We start from the raw sequence: 17,714 nt of genomic DNA, 5'->3' as shown, positions 1-17,714 counted from the left end.
CAAGCACACAATTAACGGGAACGCCGCTGCTTTAACTGGCGCTCAGAACGTAAGCGCCCCCGAGTAATCATGGGATGATCTTTCTTTAATTGACGTAACCAGCCTTCAACACGCTTGGCCACCCAGGCATTACGTGCGTCTCGATCGGTGAGCGGTAAATAAATGGGCAACTGCACAGCAAGATCATTGCCTGCCCGCCGATACGCTTCCTGACGATCTTCAGCAGCGGCCTTTTCTTTCCCATTAAAAGGGTTATAAAGATCCAGTATCGGCCGACGCCCACTGTCGACTAATGCCTGAGTCAACGCGGTGGCATCCTCACCATCAGGCGGCATGGCATCTAGTAGAACGATAGGCTCATGCTTGGGCCAGCCCCCATCTTTGAGGCGAGGTAACAACCACCAAGCCGCTTCATGCTGTAGCACCAAGGTATTCCAGTTAATTTGCTGAGACTTCAACCAATCCAGTGCGCTTTGTAGCCGTGCATCCACGCGTTTTTGTTGGCGCGCCAATTGTGCGGCCATATCCACCGAGGTCGCCTTTTCATCATCGGCGCCGGCAGTACTTTCATCCGTTCCCGCCGCATCGCCCATCAGACTATCCGTTGGAAGCGAGCCCTGGCCTACCGGTGGCATATCCGGTGCAGCGGCTTCACTACTGGCCTCTTCAGATTCACTCGTTTCTTCTTCTGATTCAGCCTCCGCCTCGCCTGGCATATAACTAAAACGCTCAACGGCCTTACCTTGGCGCGCGGGCAATGTCTGCGGCTGATAAACGGGTAAGACCAGCGATAAAGTACTCCAGGCTGCACGTGGAAGCGTTTCACGCAGTGCATGAATTTGTTGCGGCCAGTCAGGATGTAGCCCATCACCGGGCAAAATAATCAGACCACCTTCAGGTTTAGGCGCTTCAGCAGGGATCCATAACGCAGGAAACGTTGGCGGTGCTCTCCCCTCATCAGCCTCTTCCGTCGCGTCTGCCTCCCCGTTAGTCGTTTGAGACGCAAGCGTATCGGGTGGCGGCGCATTGCCTAACAAGTCATCAATAGCATCCGGCACGGTGGGATCGCCATTCTTTTGTCCGCCAGTTTGTTGCCCCCGCGCCTTTGTAACCGTCTGATCATCTTGTGGGGCAGAAGCTTCAGTGTCAGGTAATGATAAACGCACCACTTCCTGTTGGGGTAATCGCTCAAGCAGCGTCTCAAGCCGAGTGTCATCATCGGCAATGAAATGTCGCTCAATTGGCTTTGAGGGTTCAGCTGGGGCAGAGGTTTCGGCTTCCCCTGGTGGTAAAGCCCCAGGAGGCGGTGCATCAGACTCCGCCTGCACCATAGGCGCGCATAAACACCCTCCTAACAGCAAGACAGCCAAACGGCGCATGCACGATCTCCTCGTCTCAACAAAAATAATCACGGGGTAATCACAGACTAAGGCCACCCCAGGCGGATCCATATCACCCGTTTATTCAACCGATTCACTTCAGCGAAACGAATGCGACATCATCAAGTGAAAACAAGGCACCAGTATAGGCAAAGACATTTCGGGGCGTCATCTTCCGATGACGCCCCGATACAAAGATACAGCACAAGAGGGAAAGAATTAGACATGGGGCAACACAATATCAACATCCCCGCTTCACACTGTGACACAGTGAAGTTCAGCGGCTAAACAAGCCCCATGGCTTTCATTTGATCTTCACTGGACAGCCCTTTACTCTTCATGAGCTCGCCCATCGACTGCTGGGCACTTTGAATGGCAGTATTCAACTGAGCAATCTCACCATTGAGCTGTTGAATCTTTTCACTTTTTTGTTCGTCAGAGAGTGAGGCATCATTCATTACCGCCTTCAACTCTTCTTGTTTTTCTTTGAGCTGTTCTTTCATATCACGAATACGTTTGAGCGATGATTGCACTTCCTGAGGCAGACCACTTTCCTCAATATCTTTATCTCGTTCAGCATTCCCCCCACTCGCGCCGGGCCCTCTTGAGCCCAAGCCCATCCGATCAGCAAATTCGGAATGCAAAAGAGGATTTGATAAAGAGGGCGACTGATTCGCAGCTTTATCAGCCATCGCACGCTCAGCTTGAGCTGCTGCACTCGCTTGTCTTGATTCAGGAGACAAACTGACTGTCACGCCAGACGATGATGAAGCCTGATCCTTGTCGCTAGCGGCTTGCCCGGGTTCGTCTAAAGCGGTCAGAGGAGTCGGACCAGAGGCCTCGGGCTGCCTTTGATTGGCTAGCCTTGCCGACAAAGGATCTCTCCCTCCCACCTGATGCTGGGCCAGCCAGTAACTGCCTACACCGTTATTAACATGCATGTCAAAATCCTTTTACTCGGAACATCGTATGATGTGTATTTATCAATACCAATACCTTAAATATCGGCCAATATCTCAAAAACTAGAGGTCTTTTTCTGCTCAGTTGAAGTCGTTTCGTTAACCCCATACTTTTCTTTCGGCCTGCATGTGCTCTAGCCTACAGACGATCCGGCTAGCCCCCTAAGTCAGCGCTTGCATCACGTCAAAAAATCACGCCACGTGATGGCACTTGGTCTATACCGTCGTTGTATGCAGATGCGCACCATGAAGGCTCAGCCAGAATGCAGCCACAACAACACGACACAATATCCACAGTGTACAATAAGGCCCTTTACGAGCAGCCGGCATCAATCAAGGGTTAAGTGCATAATCCAACATCGATCTCAGTGCTTAATACTGACATCCCAATGCAGCATCGCCCTTAACGCCTAAGCCATTCTCAATACCCATACAGCTGTTAGCAACAAGACCCTTCAGGACCCTGACCATGACTGACTTTAAAATCGCCCCCTCTATTTTATCCGCGAACTTTGCCTGCTTAGGTGAAGAAGTGGATCGCGTCATTGCTTCAGGTGCCGATATTGTCCATTTTGACGTGATGGATAATCACTATGTCCCCAACCTAACGATTGGACCGATGGTGTGTAAGGCATTGCGACAACACGGCGTCACCGCCCCTATTGATGTGCATCTGATGGTCAAGCCAGTTGACCGCATGATTGCCGAATTCATCGAAGCAGGCGCCACTTACATCACCTTTCATCCAGAAGCCTCAGAGCATATCGATCGCTCTTTGCAGATGATCAAAGATGGGGGGTGTCAGGCAGGGCTGGTCTTCAACCCGGCTACACCACTTCACCTGATGGATCATGTCATGGATAAACTGGACATGGTGTTGTTGATGAGCGTGAACCCGGGCTTTGGCGGCCAAGCCTTTATTCCTCATACGCTAGAAAAGCTCAAACAGGCCCGCGCCAAGCTAGATGCCAGTGGTTTCGATATTCGCTTAGAAGTGGATGGTGGCATTAAAACCAGTAATATTGCACAAGTGGCCCAAGCTGGCGCCGATACCTTTGTAGCTGGCTCGGCCATCTTTAACGCATTTAATACCGGTGACCCGAATGGGTACGACAGCGTCATTGCCGAGATGCGTAAGGCACTGGCTTAAGGCGAGCATCAATCCATGATGCCGACAGCGCTTTAAAACCATCAAGCGAGTCCATCACGTTAGCCCATCAGAAACACTAATCATCAGTGCCGACGCGATAACGCCGGCACTGATTCATGATTATCGACTCACCGATAACTGACGAAAGGCTTAATGCAACTTCATTTTGGGCTTAAGGAAGCGATTCAAGCCATCCACCAACATCAGCAACCCTGTCCTCAACCAACCATGTATCGCCTTTTGATGAAGCCGATAGAGGCTGATGTAAAACAACCGAGCCAAAGTGCCTTCAACAACAAGACTCCGGGTTGACTGGTTACGCATCAGACTGCCTACCGCATCAAAGTGCGATAAAGAAACGAGTGAGCCACGGTCACGGTAGCGAAAAGGCTTCAGCATTTTGCCTTGAGAAAGCCGCCGCAAATTCACATACAGCGCATCCGCCATCTGATGGGCCGCCTGAGCTCGGGGCGGTACCCACTGGTCGTCAGGCTGAGGACAAGCAGCGCAATCCCCAATCGCAAAAATATGGGGATCACCTTCACTTTGGAGCGTATCAAGTACTTTCAATTGCCCCTGCCGATTCACCTCCAGGCCATCCAGTTGCGCCATCAATGAGGGGGCCTTGATCCCTGCCGCCCAGACTTTCAAATCGGCCTTAATTTCACCTTCAGTTTCAGTTTTCAACCCGGTTGATGTCGCTTCAGTGACGCGAGTCGCGGTATGGACATCAACGCCAAGGCCGGTGAGTTCCTGATGGGCTGCCTGACTGATTCGCTCAGGTAACATCGATAGAATACGAGGCGCCGCCTCAATCAAGTGCAAATGCATTTGGGCATCAGTCAGCGAGGTGACACCATAGCTGTGCAGCATCCGCGATGCATTAAACAACTCAGCGGAGAGCTCAACGCCTGTGGCACCGCCGCCCACAATGGCAATTGATAAAGGTCGGTTATCTTGCCCATGCTGTAAAAATGTACTGAGCATCGCCTTACGAAAAGCTTCTGCCTGCAACGGGCTATCTAGAAAGTAGCATTCATCCTTAACACCTGGGGTACCAAAATCATTACTGACACTCCCCAAAGCCAGCACCAGCTGGTCATAAGCCAACTCCCGCTCAGGAAGAAGCGTATGTCCTTCGTCATCTTCAACCGCAGCTAAAGTGACACAACGACGCTCACGATCAAGGCCTACCATTTCACCGCGACGAAATTGATAACCATGCTGCTTGGCATGACTGCTGTAGGACACCTCATCAAGCCCGGAATCCAACGCTCCAGTGGCCACTTCATGCAATAGCGGCTTCCAGATATGCGTCGGATTACGATCAATCAAGGTGATCTCTGCCTGAGCGGGTTTTCCCCAGCGCTGACGTCCGATCTTTCGGGCCAAACGGGTCGCCAGCTCAAGCCCCCCAGCACCACCGCCTACAATCAAAATTTTTGAAGTCATTGCGACCTCCCCTACAAGTGAATGCCGGTGCAGAAAGGATCAAGCCCAGAGGTATTTTCAGACGCAGCAGGGTCTAACACTCAAAGCAGGGCCTAACACCCAAAGCAGAGGCTAACCCCCAAAAGAGCTTGATCACATCGCACCATGAATAAAGGTCAAGACAGATGATGCGCCTGCGAACAAAGCGGTGCAAGAAAGGTGCGATGCCAAGTCAGCATTCACTTACGTGGTGATGCATAAGGCACATGGGATTGATCTAAGCGGGGCCGAGCTAAGTAAGACAGGTCTAAGCAGGACGGGGAAGGTCATTCACCAGATCATGGTAGAATAGCCACAAAGTTGATCAACGGATGCGTTCAAGTGTGTCCATATGCATCATCAAAGCGCCCTATATCACCGGAGTTGACATGTCTTTAATGGCCTCCCGTCCACAACTGATCGCATTTGACTTAGATGGAACGCTGATTGACTCAGTGCCCGACTTGGCGACCGCCGTCAACCGAGCGCTGACCGACCTTGATGCGCCCACATCGACTGAAGACGATATCCGTCGTTGGATCGGCAATGGCGCCCAAGTGCTGGTTCAGCGCGCTTGGTGTCAAGATGATCATGGCGAGCAGTTAAGTGATCTTCAAGATCCAAACATCAGCGCATTATATGAGCGCTTTCTATATCATTACGGTGCTTGTAAGGGGGATGCCACACGTTGCTATCCAGGCGTCAAAACAGCCCTGCAACAACTGCATGAACATTCAATTCCTATGGCCATCATCACGAACAAACCTGAGCGCTTTGTCGGGCCAATTCTCAAGTCGCTTCAGCTTGACGATTATTTTGGTCTTATCTTGGGTGGCGATACACTGGCCGAACGCAAACCCCATCCACTCCCCTTGTTACATGCCGCACAGCATTTTGATGTCAATCCCACTCATTGCTGGATGGTCGGAGATTCACGTAACGATATACTGGCCGCCAAAGCAGCTGGTTTTTTCAGCATTGGAGTCCCTTATGGTTACAACCACGGCGAACCCATTGAAGCGGCTCGTCCAGATTTAGTGGTTGATTCACTGATCTCACTGGTATAACGTGAGATTTTATAAGGATTTGTCATTCAAAATGTTGAATTGCTGACTTAATATCATTTCAAACAATTAAGTCATTCCAAATAGCATTCACAAAACAACGAAACGAGACCGGACACAACCCAATGATTGTCATAAGCAAGACCCACGTGTTGATGCGTGAAGTCAAACGCTGGCGATGGTGACCTGAAAAGGTGATCTCGATCGATATGCGTTTTTCTTTAGTTTTGTATAGGACAATCTCTTATGACACAGGACCAGTTAACGACACTGGCTGCTGCCGGCTATAACCGTATTCCCGTTTCCCGAGAAATTCTTGCGGACTTGGATACTCCCCTCTCGACTTTCCTCAAATTGGCTCAGGGCCCTTATAGCTACCTGTTTGAATCCGTTCAAGGCGGTGAAAAATGGGGGCGTTATTCCATCATTGGCCTGCCTTGCCAAGAGCGTATTGAAATCTCCGGCCACACCTTTCGCCATATCCATCAAGGCCAAGTGATCGCCTCTTATGAATGCGCTGATCCATTGGCAGAAGTGGAATCTTTTCGCAACCGCTTCAAAGTGGCGCCCATCGAAGGGCTGCCCAAATTTACGGGCGGTTTAGTCGGTTATTTTGGCCATGACACCATCCGTTATATTGAGCCCCGCCTGGATGGCGTTCAGCATGCCGATACCCTCCAGGTGCCCGACATTCTGTTAATGGTGTCAGAGCAGGTTGTTGTCTTTGACAACCTCTCCGGCAAGCTACAGCTGATTACTCACGCTGATCCGCAACAACCCGATGCCCTATTGCAGGCACAAGAGCGTCTGGATGCCCTTGAAATTCGCTTACGCACGAGTGTGGCTAATGCCACCAGCCCGGGCACAGGGCGGCCGCCAGTGGAAGAGAGTGATTTCCAGTCGGGCTTTACTGAAAAAGGGTTTAAGCAGGCCGTCGCCCGTATCAAAGACTACATTCTGGCCGGCGATATTATGCAATGCGTGCTGTCTCAACGCATGAGCGTCCCCTTCAGCGCTGAACCACTGGATCTATACCGTGCATTGCGCAGCCTAAACCCCTCCCCTTATATGTTTCATATCAACCTGGAGGACTTTCAGGTGGTCGGGGCGTCTCCCGAAATACTGACACGGATGGAAGACGGAGAAATCACGGTACGCCCGCTGGCCGGTACCCGTAAACGTGGCCACAGTGAAGCAGAAGATCAGGCGCTGGAAGCGGAACTGCTCGCAGACCCGAAAGAAAGAGCCGAACATGTCATGCTCATTGACTTAGGCCGCAACGACATTGGCCGAGTCAGCCAAACCGGCAGCGTCCAAGTGACCGATCAAATGGCCGTCGAACGCTATTCGCATGTCATGCATATCGTCTCCAATGTCACAGGCCAACTGAAACCGAACCTGGGCCCATTGGATGCGTTGAAAGCCACTTTCCCTGCCGGCACTTTATCCGGCGCGCCTAAAATCCGCGCACTTGAAATCCTTGATGAGTTAGAGCCCGTCAAACGTGGCGTCTACGGTGGTGCTGTCGGCTATATTGGCTGGAATGGCAACATTGATACCGCCATCGCAATTCGTACCGCAGTCATCAAAGATGGCCAACTGCATATTCAGGCTGGCGCCGGTATTGTCGCTGACTCAGACCCGCAGTTGGAATGGGAAGAGACCATGAATAAAGGCCGGGCTTTATTCCGTGCCGTGGCGATGGTCGAAAAAGGTTTAGATCACCTCTGACCTGACACCAGTCGTCTCATGGCCCAGCGGCCCGCTAATGTTACTGGCGAATTGAGTCGCCAACCACGGCCGCCGATACTTTCTCAGCATCAGAATTTAATGCCAGGCGTGCTGGACGACCTCCAGCAGCCACAGGAGATTCCCATGTCCGTATTGATGATTGATAACTACGACAGCTTCACCTTTAACATTGTGCAGTATCTTGCCGAACTGGGTGCCGACGTTGAGGTCGCCCGAAATGACGCCATTACATTGGCCGACATCGAACAACGCGCCCCAAGCCACTTAGTCATCTCGCCTGGCCCCTGCGACCCGGATCAAGCCGGGATTTCAATGGCAGCGATCCAACACTTTGCCGGCCAACTCCCGATCTTAGGGGTCTGTCTCGGCCATCAAAGTATTGCACAGGTGTTTGGTGCCAAAGTCGTCAGAGCGCCTCAGGTTATGCACGGCAAAACCTCCTGGGTCGGACACCAAGGGCAAGGCGTATTTCAAGGGTTGGCTAACCCCTTATCGGTGACACGCTACCACTCACTCGTGGTCGCTGAAGACAGTATGCCTGAGACCCTTGAAGTTACCGCGCGGGTGGTTCAGCAGGATCTCGACTCCGAAGAACCCACACCAGGGCTGGTCATGGGATTGCGTCACACTGAGTTTAATATTGAAGGCGTTCAATTTCATCCCGAGTCGATTCTCTCTCAACAAGGGCACGAGATGCTGGCGAACTTTCTGCGTTTAGAGGGCGGACTTCGTCAACCTTAAGCCTTAGACAGCCCATTACCGCAGACACAGACCAACTCAATCGATTGACACGCAGGCGGACGCCCGCCTGCTGCGGACACACCCGACAGGACATAATCATGGATATGAAAGCAGCCATCGATAAAGTGGTACTCCGACAAGATCTCAGCTATGAGGAGATGCGCGAGGTCATGCGCCTGGTGATGACCGGACAAGCCACGCCCGCACAAATCGGCGGCCTATTGATTGGTTTACGCATGAAAGGGGAAAGCGTCGATGAAATTGCGGCCAGTGCCGAAGTCATGCGGGAGCTCGCAACCCCTGTCAATGTGAATCGAGAACACCTCGTCGATATTGTCGGTACCGGGGGCGATGGCGCCAACCTATTCAATGTATCGACCACCAGTAGCATCGTTGTCGCCGCAGCGGGCGGCCGGGTGGCCAAACATGGTAATCGCTCGGTCTCGTCCTCCAGTGGTAGTGCTGACTTGCTGGATAAGGCCGGCGTTAAACTGGATCTGACGCCCGAGCAAGTCGCGCGTTGCATTGAAGAGGTCAACCTAGGCTTTATGTTTGCCCCCATGCATCACAGCGCGATGCGTCATGCGGTAGGGCCTCGCAAAGAAATGGGGGTACGCACCCTGTTTAATATTTTGGGGCCACTGACCAATCCTGCAGGTGCCCAACATCAATTAATTGGGGTTTATGACAAAGCCCTGTTACCCGTGATGGCCGAAGCGTTAAAAAAACTAGGCTCCAAGCATGTCATGGTGGTGCACTCCGAAGAAGGGCTGGATGAAATTTCGATCGCGGCTCCCACCTATGTGGCCGAGCTGAAAGAAGGTGAAATCACTGAATATGTGATCCAACCTGAAGACTTTGGTCTCGATCGTGGCTCACTGGATGAACTCAAAGTATATTCTGCCGAAGAGTCACTGGCCTTGGTGAAGCGAGTTCTGGACAATGAACCAGGCGCTGCACTGGATACCGTGCTGTTGAATGCCGGTGCCGCCTTGTATGTCGCGGATATCGCCGATACGCTGGCCGAAGGGGTCGCCATGGCACAAGATGCCATTGACTCAGAGCTGGCCAAAGAGCGTCTACGTGCTCTCGTCGACTTTACCCGCGTATTTGCTGAGAGATAACTGCTATGACTGATACGCCCACTATTTTGAAGCGCATCATTGATCGCAAGCATCAAGAAGTGGCCAACCGCAGCCACCAGATCAACCTTCCCCAAATGCGCGAACGCGCCGAACATGGGGATGCCGTTCGCGGGTTTAGTGATGCTCTGATCGAGCGTATCCAACGGGCAGAGCCCGCCGTTATCGCCGAGATTAAAAAAGCATCGCCTAGCAAAGGCGTCTTGCGTGATGACTTCGTGCCCGCCGAAATCGCCCTGCGTTATCAGCAAAGCGGCGCGGCATGTTTATCTGTCTTGACCGATCATGACTTTTTTCAGGGCCATGAGCGTTACCTGCAACAAGCCCGTGAAGCCTGTAGTCTCCCGGCAATCCGTAAAGATTTTATTGTCGACGAGTATCAAGTCTATGAAGCCCGCGCGATTGGTGCCGATGCGATTTTACTGATTGCCGCGGCACTCGATGATGTCAAAATGCACGACCTCAACCTCTTGGCGCACGAGTTGGGCATGGATGTCCTAGTCGAAGTGCATAATGCCGAAGAACTCGAGCGGGCACTGCAGATGCCTAATCGTTTGATCGGGATTAACAACCGCAACTTGCATACCTTTGATGTCAGCTTGCAGACCACTTTTGATCTATTAAAGTCGTTGCCTGAAGAGCGTTATGTCATTACAGAAAGCGGCATTCTAGGACGTGCTGATGTGGATCTCATGCAGCAACACCAAGTATATGGCTTTTTAGTGGGTGAAGCCTTTATGCGTGCGCCCGATCCGGGTCAGGCATTACAAGCCTTGTTTTTCCCGCAACACTCGCCCCAAGAGGCCTCATAGCCGAACAGCAACGACCGCCAATCTACGGATGGCGTCAATGATTCATCCTGACTGAGGAATCTGAATGAAAGCCCGTGTGCAATGGACCGATGGCGTCCGCTTTCTCGCTGAGTCTGGCTCTGGACACAGCATTGTAGTCGAAGGCCCGGAATCATCGGGCGGCCGCAATACAGCTGCACGCCCGATGGAGCTCCTATTAATGGGGCTTGGTGCCTGCAGCAGCTATGATGTGGTCACAATCTTACAAAAATCACGTCAAACCATCAGCGATTGCCATGTCGAGATTGAAGCCGAACGTGCCGACGCCATTCCTGCTGTATTCACCAAGATCCACCTTCACTTTGTGGTCAAAGGCGAGCAACTCAAAGATAAACAAGTGGCACGCGCAGTCAGCTTATCCGCTGAGAAGTACTGTTCAGCATCAATTATGTTGAATGCCGCCGGTGTTGAGATCACCCATGACTATGAAATCATCGCCCCTGAAGCGGTGGATTAATCACGTCTGTCATCAAAAAGTGGATTCATCATTCTATCATCTTAATAGGAATAAGTTTCATTTACCGAAAGAGACGATTATCTTAGACTAAGAAGGATCCTCATTCTGTCTAGGAGACGACAATGAGCACTATTTCAAGTCACACCACGAGTTCAAGCAAAACCACGAATCAACACGAGACTGCGACTCGCATTGAACGCGATAGTTTGGGTGAAGTCGCGGTACCGGTCAGCGCTTTATATGGCGCCCAAACGCAAAGGGCTGTCGATAACTTCCATATTAGCGGCCGAGGTATGCCCCCGCTGTTTATTGAAGCCCTCGCCTTAATTAAACAAGCCGCGGCGCGAGCTAACCAAGATCTCGAACTGCTCAACCCCAAGGTCGCCGAGGCGATCAGCCAAGCCGCCGACAAAATCATCGCCGGGGAGCATCACGATCAATTCCCTGTTGATGTGTATCAGACCGGTTCTGGCACCAGCAGTAATATGAATATGAACGAGGTGTTAGCGCACCTTGCGACTGAAGCGCTTGGCGAAGCCGTTCACCCTAATGACGACATCAATTTGGGCCAGAGCAGTAACGATATCATTCCTTCTGCACTGCACCTCTCAGTGGCGCTTCAGCTTGATCGACAATTACTGCCGGCATTGAAAATGCTGGAAAAAGCACTCGCCGATAAAACAGCAGAAGTCGGTCAGATCGCCAAAACCGGTCGAACTCATTTGATGGACGCCATGCCCGTCACCTTTGCTCAAGAACTGGGCGGCTGGCAGGCACAAATCAGCAGTGCGCGTGAGCGCCTCCAGCAAGATCGCGAAGAATTGCATGCCTTGGCATTAGGAGGCACTGCCGTAGGCACGGGGATTAATGCCCACCCAGATCATGCCGCGAAAACCTGCCGTTATTTGAGTGAGGCTACCGGGCTAACGCTCAAACCCGCTGACAACCGATTCATGGCCCTTTCCAGTCAGGATCCAGCCGTGAGCCATGCCAGCAGCCTCAAACGCCTCGCTGTCGCCTTGATGAAAATTGCCAATGATTTACGCTGGATGAACTCAGGCCCGCTGGCAGGTTTGGGCGAAATTGCCTTACCCGCCTTGCAGCCGGGCTCCTCCATCATGCCGGGTAAAGTAAACCCGGTGATTCCAGAAGCCGTCACTATGGCAGCGGCACAGGTGATGGGGCTTGAACAGGCCATTACCGTTGCGGGGCAGGCGGGGAACTTCCAATTAAACGTGATGCTGCCGCTGGTCGGTGACAACCTGCTCCACATGCAAAGTCTAATGGCCCATGCGGCGGAACACCTGGCCGAAAAAGCCATTGCCGGTTTTGAAGTTCGTGAAGATGTCATCCAGCATGCGCTGGGCCGTAACCCGATTCTTGTCACCGCACTGAATCCGATTATCGGCTATCAAAAAGCGGCAGAAATCGCCAAAAAAGCATATGCCGAAAACCGGCCCATTATCGAGATGGCCGAAGCCATGACGGATATGGATCGCGCGACTTTAGAACGGTTGCTGGACCCTGCTCATTTAGTCCAACATCGCATCAGTCCGATGAGCCGTGGCTAATGACGATAAGGCGGTTTACAGCTTATAGACACTCTTGGTCATGACCTTCGACATCAATGTCATCAAACCTTTAACAGGGGCCGGGAATTTCACCCCGCCCGCATTCAGGGCTGTTTGCGCATGGTGAGCTTCATCTTCATGCATTTGGCGCAAAATGGCCCGAGATCGACGATCTTGCTGCGGTAAACCCAGCATATGTTCATCCAGGTGTTTACACACTTGCTGCTCAGTGGCCGCCACAAACCCCAGGCTATATTTATCACCCAAAGCCCCCGCCGTCGCACCAATACCGAAAGACAGACCATAAAAAATGGGGTTGAGTATACTGGTGTGGCTGTCGAGCTCTTGCAAGCGCAGATCACACCAAGCCAAATGATCAATCTCTTCACGCGCGGCCTGTTCCATCTGCTCACGCACATTAGGCAATTTCGCTGTCGCGGCCTGACCTTGATACAACCCCTGAGCACACACCTCACCGGTATGATTGATCCGCATCAAGCCAGCGGCATGACGCCGTTCGGTATCACTCATCTCCGTTTCTTCATGACCTCGAGCCGGATTAGGTCGATAAGGCTGAGCTGCATGAGGGACCAAAGTGCGTAAAATGGTATCCGCTTGGGTCAATAAAAAATCAACACGCGACAAATTTCGGTGTGGCTTTGCGGAAGTCTGAGGTAACGCGGGCACCTGTGAAGGCATAGGCACCTGGGAAGGAGAGTCTTGAGTCGACGCCATAATCACAACACCTGTTCTGCCATCTTAATGAGAATCCTATATTGAAGCTCATCCTACCCCGACCTTCAGGGGATGCAAGTGTGAATCAATAAAGCGCCGCATCCAGATCAATATGCGGTGATTCAAGAGGTGCCCTATTAATATTCGATCATATTATTGAGGCACCTCTCATTCATTCAACCACTCAACCACTCAACCACTCAACCACTCAACCACTCAACTAGTTAGTTTAGGTGGTTAAGCGTAAGACATGGCGCGCAATCATTTTTTCTTCATTAGTGGGAATGGCAAAAACCTTGATCGCGCTATCGTCAGCAGAAATCAAATATTCATCACTGTGATTACGTGTGGCATCCAGTTTCATGCCCAACCAGCCGTTCAATTCAGCCACTCGAGCACGCAAATCGGCATCATTTTCGCCAACCCCGCCCGTAAACACAAAGACTTCGATACCGCTCAGCGCTGCCGCCATAGCCGCTGTAAATTGAGCAATCCGATAGGCGTACATCTCGATCGCCTCACGTGCATGCGGATTATCCGATTGCTTCAGTGTCATCATATCGCTGGAGATACCCGACACCCCCAGCCAGCCACACTCTTTGTAGAGCATGTGCTCGATATCATCGACCCCCATATCATGCTCACGCATAAGGTAGAGCAAAACCCCCGGATCCAACTGGCCCGAGCGCGACCCCATCGGCAGGCCTTCGACCGCAGTAAAGCCCATGGTTGAAGCTTGACTCTTGCCCGCCTGGATCGCACACATAGAGCTTCCAGCGCCTAAGTGGGCCACCACTAACTTGCGCTCCGAAAGATCTGCATCCAAGCGCGATAGCTTGTCATGAATATACTCATAAGACAGACCATGAAATCCATAACGGCGCACACCCGCTTCAGTCAATCGTCTGGGCAAGGCGTAATGCTGTGCCACATCGGGGATGGTGGTATGGAAAGCGGTGTCAAAACAAGCCATTTGCGGAATATCATCCGTCAACGCCTCACGACAAAGCTCAATCAAACGCACATTATAAGGCTGGTGTAATGGTGCTAACGGAATCAAGGTCTTGAGATAACCCAACACCTCATCATCAATGCGTACCGGCTCGCTGTAACGATCCCCCCCATGGACCACGCGATGACCGACCCGGACAATACGTGATTGAGGCAGATGAACGTTGAGCCAATCGAGCACCACTTTCAGTGCCTGAGCATGCGCATTCCCGTGAATCACATCCAACAACTCAATACTCAGCTCTTCGCGATCGACCAGGACGCCATCCGGGTCTTCCAGGTGATCCCGAATCTCCAGGCGAGCCGGCCCCGCCAGGTTAGCGACTTTGACACGGTAATGCTGGCGGACATCGCCCTCGACAATATCAAACAGCGAACACTTCAGGCTGGATGAGCCGGCATTTACAATCAAAATCATATCCATGAACCACCACTCCAATGCCAGTTGATTTAATGAGATCCATCGAGTTAATGAGACCCATTAAGCAGATGAGCTCAATGGGCCAGGCCTATAGCCCTTGGTCCTTACCTGTTATAGGCGTCCCATTTGATGGGCCACCAAAACCGCAACGGCACAAGAAGATAAACGCTCTAATGGTTTAGCCGCGCGGCTGGTCAAAACCAACGGCACTCGTGCGCCCATTACGATGCCAGCAGCACTGGCACCGGCCAGATACTGCAGCTGCTTGGCGAGGATATTGCCGGACTCTAGATCCGGTACCAGCAAAATATCGGCATCGCCAGGAATCGGAGAGTCAATCCCTTTGGCCTTGGCCGCCTCCAGAGAAATGGCATTATCGAACGCTAAGGGGCCATCCACAATGGCACCCGTAATCTGGTGACGGTCAACCATTTTGCACAAAGCGGCAGCATCCAAAGTAGACTGCATGTTCGCCTTCACTTTTTCTACCGCAGATAAGAGTGCAGCCTTAGGTTGGGACACACCCAGCGCTTGAGCACAATCAATCACATTCTGCAGAATGTCTTTTTTCGCCATCAAATCTGGAGCAATATTGATCGCGGCATCCGAAACCAACAGCGGCTTATGATAACTAGGCACATCCAGCACAAAGACATGAGAAAGACGACGCTCTGTACGCAACCCTTTCTGACGATCAACCACCGCACCTAACAGTTCAGAGGTCCCGAGGCTCCCCTTCATCAAGGCATGCACTTCGCCACATCGCGCCAGTCGAACCGCTTCTTCCGCAGCGGCATGACTATGTTCAACATCAATAATGGTAACCCCTTTCAGAGACAGTCCGCCTTCTTCCGCAACCGCCTCAATTTTATTACGAGGGCCAATCAGCAGCGGCTCAATCAGGCCTTCTTCTCCCGCCTCCAAGGCACCATCCAGGCTATTAAAATCCACAGGATGCACCACCGCAGTCGGAGGCGGATTATCGAAGCGTCGTGCTTCGTCAAGAAAGCTTTGCAATTGACGGTGTGTTAAATCATCTCGCGAGGGGGCGTGGGGGGCTAAAACCTGCTTGACTGCATCGTCCATCAGTTGACTCCTTTCCTGAGAATGAAATAGCGAACACTTCATAGTGACCGATCAAGGGGGAAATCGAATCACATCAAGCCAATCACACCACAGGTCGCCCGATGTCATCTTGCTTCATATCAGCGCCTTGGCAGCTAATCAGCCTATTTTGTGCATCACAGCATAAACTTCATTCACAGTACAGATGCTTTCTGATGGTTTTGCCAGTCGGCTCGCTTCTAGAGCGTTTCTGGAAGCGAGCATGTGATACGTTACCGTGACAAATTTCAACCTGGCGGCCAGGTCAGGGCACGGCCTCCGAGTAGGTGCATATGAATATGCCAAACCGTCTGCCCTCCTGCTTCATTGCAGTTCATGACCACTCGATAGCCGTCTTCAGCAAAGCCAAACTCCTTCGCTAAACGGGCCGCGGTCAGTTGCAGGCGCCCAACTAAAGCGGCATCCTCGTCCTGAAGATCGTTCAAAGTTGAAATGTGCTTTTTCGGAATAATCAGCACATGCGTAGGCGCCTGAGGGCTTAAATCATGAAAAGCCAGTACATGATCATCCTCATAGACGACCTTACTTGGCAGCTCACCATTAATAATTTTGCAAAAAATACAATCCATGCGGGATCTCCTGATCTTAATTTTCGCCGACTCATGATAGATTGTCCCTTTCCTGAGGGGAACCAATACCAACTGCTACTGGCTCAATGCCAACGGCGACTGGCGCTTGATCATCGACTGGTGATGATTGCCCCCCTATCAACCATATAAGCCCTCGATATAACATGCTAGGAGACTGAATCAGTGCTCACCCGTTGGCTCTGGCAACATGTTCACAAAGCAACGCCTTGGCGCTGTCGTTTGGGAGCATCGCATCAATCAGGCAAAACTGGGCGCATTGTACTGATCACCCTACTGCTGATTATCGCGCACACCTGGGCCATGATGTATTTTGAGGGGCTCAATCCAGAAGATGCACTCTGGCTCACATTGGTCACAGTGACGACGGTCGGTTACGGCGATTTTTCTGCAGAAACCCCTGGTGGACGCATTGCGACGATCATCTTCATGCTGGGCGGCATTTATGCCATGACTGTTGCCATTTCATTGGTGGTGGAACATTACCAATGGCGACGCAACCGACAGAGACAAGGGCTTTGGAACTGGCACATGAAACACCATGTCTTAATTGTCAATGCACCGGCCTTTGATGCCGAACGTTACCTCAAACGCTTAATGCATCACTTGCGCCATGCACCGGGAGGCCGTAAGTTGGATGTGGCCATCATCACCGAAGCGTTTCCTAACGGCCTGCCCGAGTCGCTGCTCGCATTGGGGCTGGTCCATCATCATGGCAGAGTTGATGCCCGTGATGTGCTCTTACGCGCCAATGCGGACAGCGCCAGTACACTGGTCATTCTGGCCGAAGATGAACGCGATCAGCATGCGGATGCGGTGACGTTCAGCGCCCTGTGCCGTTTAAGAGAGTTGAATACTCAGGCTTATCTCATCGCTGAGTGCGTCACCGACGAAGACCGCGAACGCTTCAACGCTGCAGGCGCTTCAACGGTGATACGCCCGATTCGTGCCTATCCTGAAATGCTGGTGCGCTCGATTACGGCTGAGGGCAGCGCCTCTTTCATCGAAAACTTGCTGTCAACCGATGAAGATGAACTGGTCATGGTGACAGGCCCTTACGCCGGGCGCTGGGGGTTACTGGTCAAATGGTTTAGCGAGCAAGATCTGGGCCTGCCCGTGGCAGGACGACTGGCAGACGGCCAAATGAAACACAACCCCGCCATGCACGAAGAGCTTTATCTGGAAGCGGTGCTCGTGCTGATTTCGGAAGCGCAACTGGATCGTTTAACGCAACAACCGCTCCCGCATCAGCTACATGAATAAACAGCCGCTTGCGCCTCAGAAGGATCGTTGGGCTC

The 17,714-nt window shown here is 52.0% G+C and carries 16 protein-coding genes; 9 read left to right on the top strand and 7 right to left on the bottom strand.

The window, feature by feature from the left end; genetic code table 11:
* Positions 1-11 precede the first annotated feature (11 nt).
* A complete protein-coding gene (locus tag BFW38_RS02295; protein ID WP_068996933.1) occupies positions 12-1,379 on the bottom strand; it encodes a DUF3530 family protein in 1,368 nt (455 codons plus the stop codon).
* 284 nt (positions 1,380-1,663) lie between these two features.
* On the bottom strand, positions 1,664-2,320 hold the full coding sequence (locus tag BFW38_RS02290; RefSeq protein WP_068996932.1) for an OmpH/Skp family outer membrane protein: 657 nt from the start codon (positions 2,318-2,320) through the stop codon (positions 1,664-1,666).
* Between the two features lie 488 nt (positions 2,321-2,808).
* On the opposite strand from BFW38_RS02290, the gene rpe reads away from it, so the two are divergent.
* Positions 2,809-3,489 carry a ribulose-phosphate 3-epimerase gene (gene rpe, locus BFW38_RS02285; protein ID WP_068996931.1) on the top strand — a complete coding sequence of 227 codons (681 nt, stop codon included), beginning with the start codon at positions 2,809-2,811 and terminating at the stop codon, positions 3,487-3,489.
* 150 nt (positions 3,490-3,639) lie between these two features.
* Here the strand turns inward: rpe and BFW38_RS02280 are convergent, their stop codons facing one another.
* Entirely contained in the window at positions 3,640-4,941 is a 1,302-nt protein-coding gene (locus BFW38_RS02280) for an NAD(P)/FAD-dependent oxidoreductase (RefSeq protein ID WP_068996930.1), read from the bottom strand.
* Between the two features lie 407 nt (positions 4,942-5,348).
* On the opposite strand from BFW38_RS02280, the gene BFW38_RS02275 reads away from it, so the two are divergent.
* The 7 genes from BFW38_RS02275 to BFW38_RS02245 all read left to right on the top strand — a co-directional run bounded on the left by BFW38_RS02275 (position 5,349) and on the right by BFW38_RS02245 (position 12,537).
* Complete coding sequence (locus tag BFW38_RS02275; protein ID WP_068996929.1) at positions 5,349-6,026, top strand: phosphoglycolate phosphatase; 678 nt, start codon at positions 5,349-5,351, stop codon at positions 6,024-6,026.
* A 243-nt stretch (positions 6,027-6,269) separates the two neighbouring features.
* Complete coding sequence (gene trpE / locus BFW38_RS02270) at positions 6,270-7,754, top strand: anthranilate synthase component I (RefSeq protein WP_068996928.1); 1,485 nt, start codon at positions 6,270-6,272, stop codon at positions 7,752-7,754.
* 144 nt (positions 7,755-7,898) lie between these two features.
* Positions 7,899-8,516 (top strand): anthranilate synthase component II, encoded by a 618-nt coding sequence (locus BFW38_RS02265; RefSeq protein ID WP_068996927.1) that lies wholly within the window; start codon positions 7,899-7,901, stop codon positions 8,514-8,516.
* Between the two features lie 98 nt (positions 8,517-8,614).
* Positions 8,615-9,640 carry an anthranilate phosphoribosyltransferase gene (gene trpD / locus BFW38_RS02260; RefSeq protein ID WP_068996926.1) on the top strand — a complete coding sequence of 342 codons (1,026 nt, stop codon included), beginning with the start codon at positions 8,615-8,617 and terminating at the stop codon, positions 9,638-9,640.
* A gap of 5 nt (positions 9,641-9,645) precedes the next feature.
* Positions 9,646-10,470, top strand: coding sequence for an indole-3-glycerol phosphate synthase TrpC (trpC, locus tag BFW38_RS02255; RefSeq protein ID WP_068996925.1), 825 nt, complete (start codon positions 9,646-9,648; stop codon positions 10,468-10,470).
* 64 nt (positions 10,471-10,534) lie between these two features.
* On the top strand, positions 10,535-10,966 hold the full coding sequence (locus tag BFW38_RS02250) for an OsmC family protein (protein WP_068996924.1): 432 nt from the start codon (positions 10,535-10,537) through the stop codon (positions 10,964-10,966).
* Between the two features lie 122 nt (positions 10,967-11,088).
* A complete protein-coding gene (locus tag BFW38_RS02245; RefSeq protein WP_084004401.1) occupies positions 11,089-12,537 on the top strand; it encodes a class II fumarate hydratase in 1,449 nt (482 codons plus the stop codon).
* A 15-nt stretch (positions 12,538-12,552) separates the two neighbouring features.
* On the opposite strand, the gene coq7 is transcribed toward BFW38_RS02245, so the two are convergent.
* The 4 genes from coq7 to BFW38_RS02225 all read right to left on the bottom strand — a co-directional run bounded on the left by coq7 (position 12,553) and on the right by BFW38_RS02225 (position 16,398).
* Positions 12,553-13,236 carry a 2-polyprenyl-3-methyl-6-methoxy-1,4-benzoquinone monooxygenase gene (gene coq7, locus BFW38_RS02240; RefSeq protein ID WP_069000147.1) on the bottom strand — a complete coding sequence of 228 codons (684 nt, stop codon included), beginning with the start codon at positions 13,234-13,236 and terminating at the stop codon, positions 12,553-12,555.
* A 265-nt stretch (positions 13,237-13,501) separates the two neighbouring features.
* Complete coding sequence (locus BFW38_RS02235) at positions 13,502-14,707, bottom strand: acetate/propionate family kinase (protein ID WP_068996923.1); 1,206 nt, start codon at positions 14,705-14,707, stop codon at positions 13,502-13,504.
* Between the two features lie 108 nt (positions 14,708-14,815).
* Positions 14,816-15,790: a bifunctional enoyl-CoA hydratase/phosphate acetyltransferase gene (locus BFW38_RS02230; protein WP_068996922.1), complete on the bottom strand. Its 975-nt coding sequence runs from the start codon at positions 15,788-15,790 to the stop codon at positions 14,816-14,818.
* Positions 15,791-16,056: 266 nt separating this feature from the next.
* Positions 16,057-16,398 carry a histidine triad nucleotide-binding protein gene (locus tag BFW38_RS02225; protein ID WP_068996921.1) on the bottom strand — a complete coding sequence of 114 codons (342 nt, stop codon included), beginning with the start codon at positions 16,396-16,398 and terminating at the stop codon, positions 16,057-16,059.
* Positions 16,399-16,581: 183 nt separating this feature from the next.
* Here BFW38_RS02225 and BFW38_RS02220 point away from each other — a divergent pair, with 183 nt between their 5' ends.
* The gene (locus BFW38_RS02220) at positions 16,582-17,679 is read left to right on the top strand and encodes a potassium channel family protein (RefSeq protein ID WP_068996920.1); all 1,098 of its coding nucleotides are present in this window, start codon (positions 16,582-16,584) and stop codon (positions 17,677-17,679) included.
* The last annotated feature ends 35 nt before the right edge of the window (positions 17,680-17,714 follow it).

The sequence above is a fragment of the Terasakiispira papahanaumokuakeensis genome (assembly GCF_001709345.1).
Taxonomy (GTDB): domain Bacteria; phylum Pseudomonadota; class Gammaproteobacteria; order Pseudomonadales; family Halomonadaceae; genus Terasakiispira; species Terasakiispira papahanaumokuakeensis.
The sequence above is the reverse complement of the archived record's forward strand: the minus strand, read 5'-3'. Positions and strand labels throughout refer to the sequence as shown.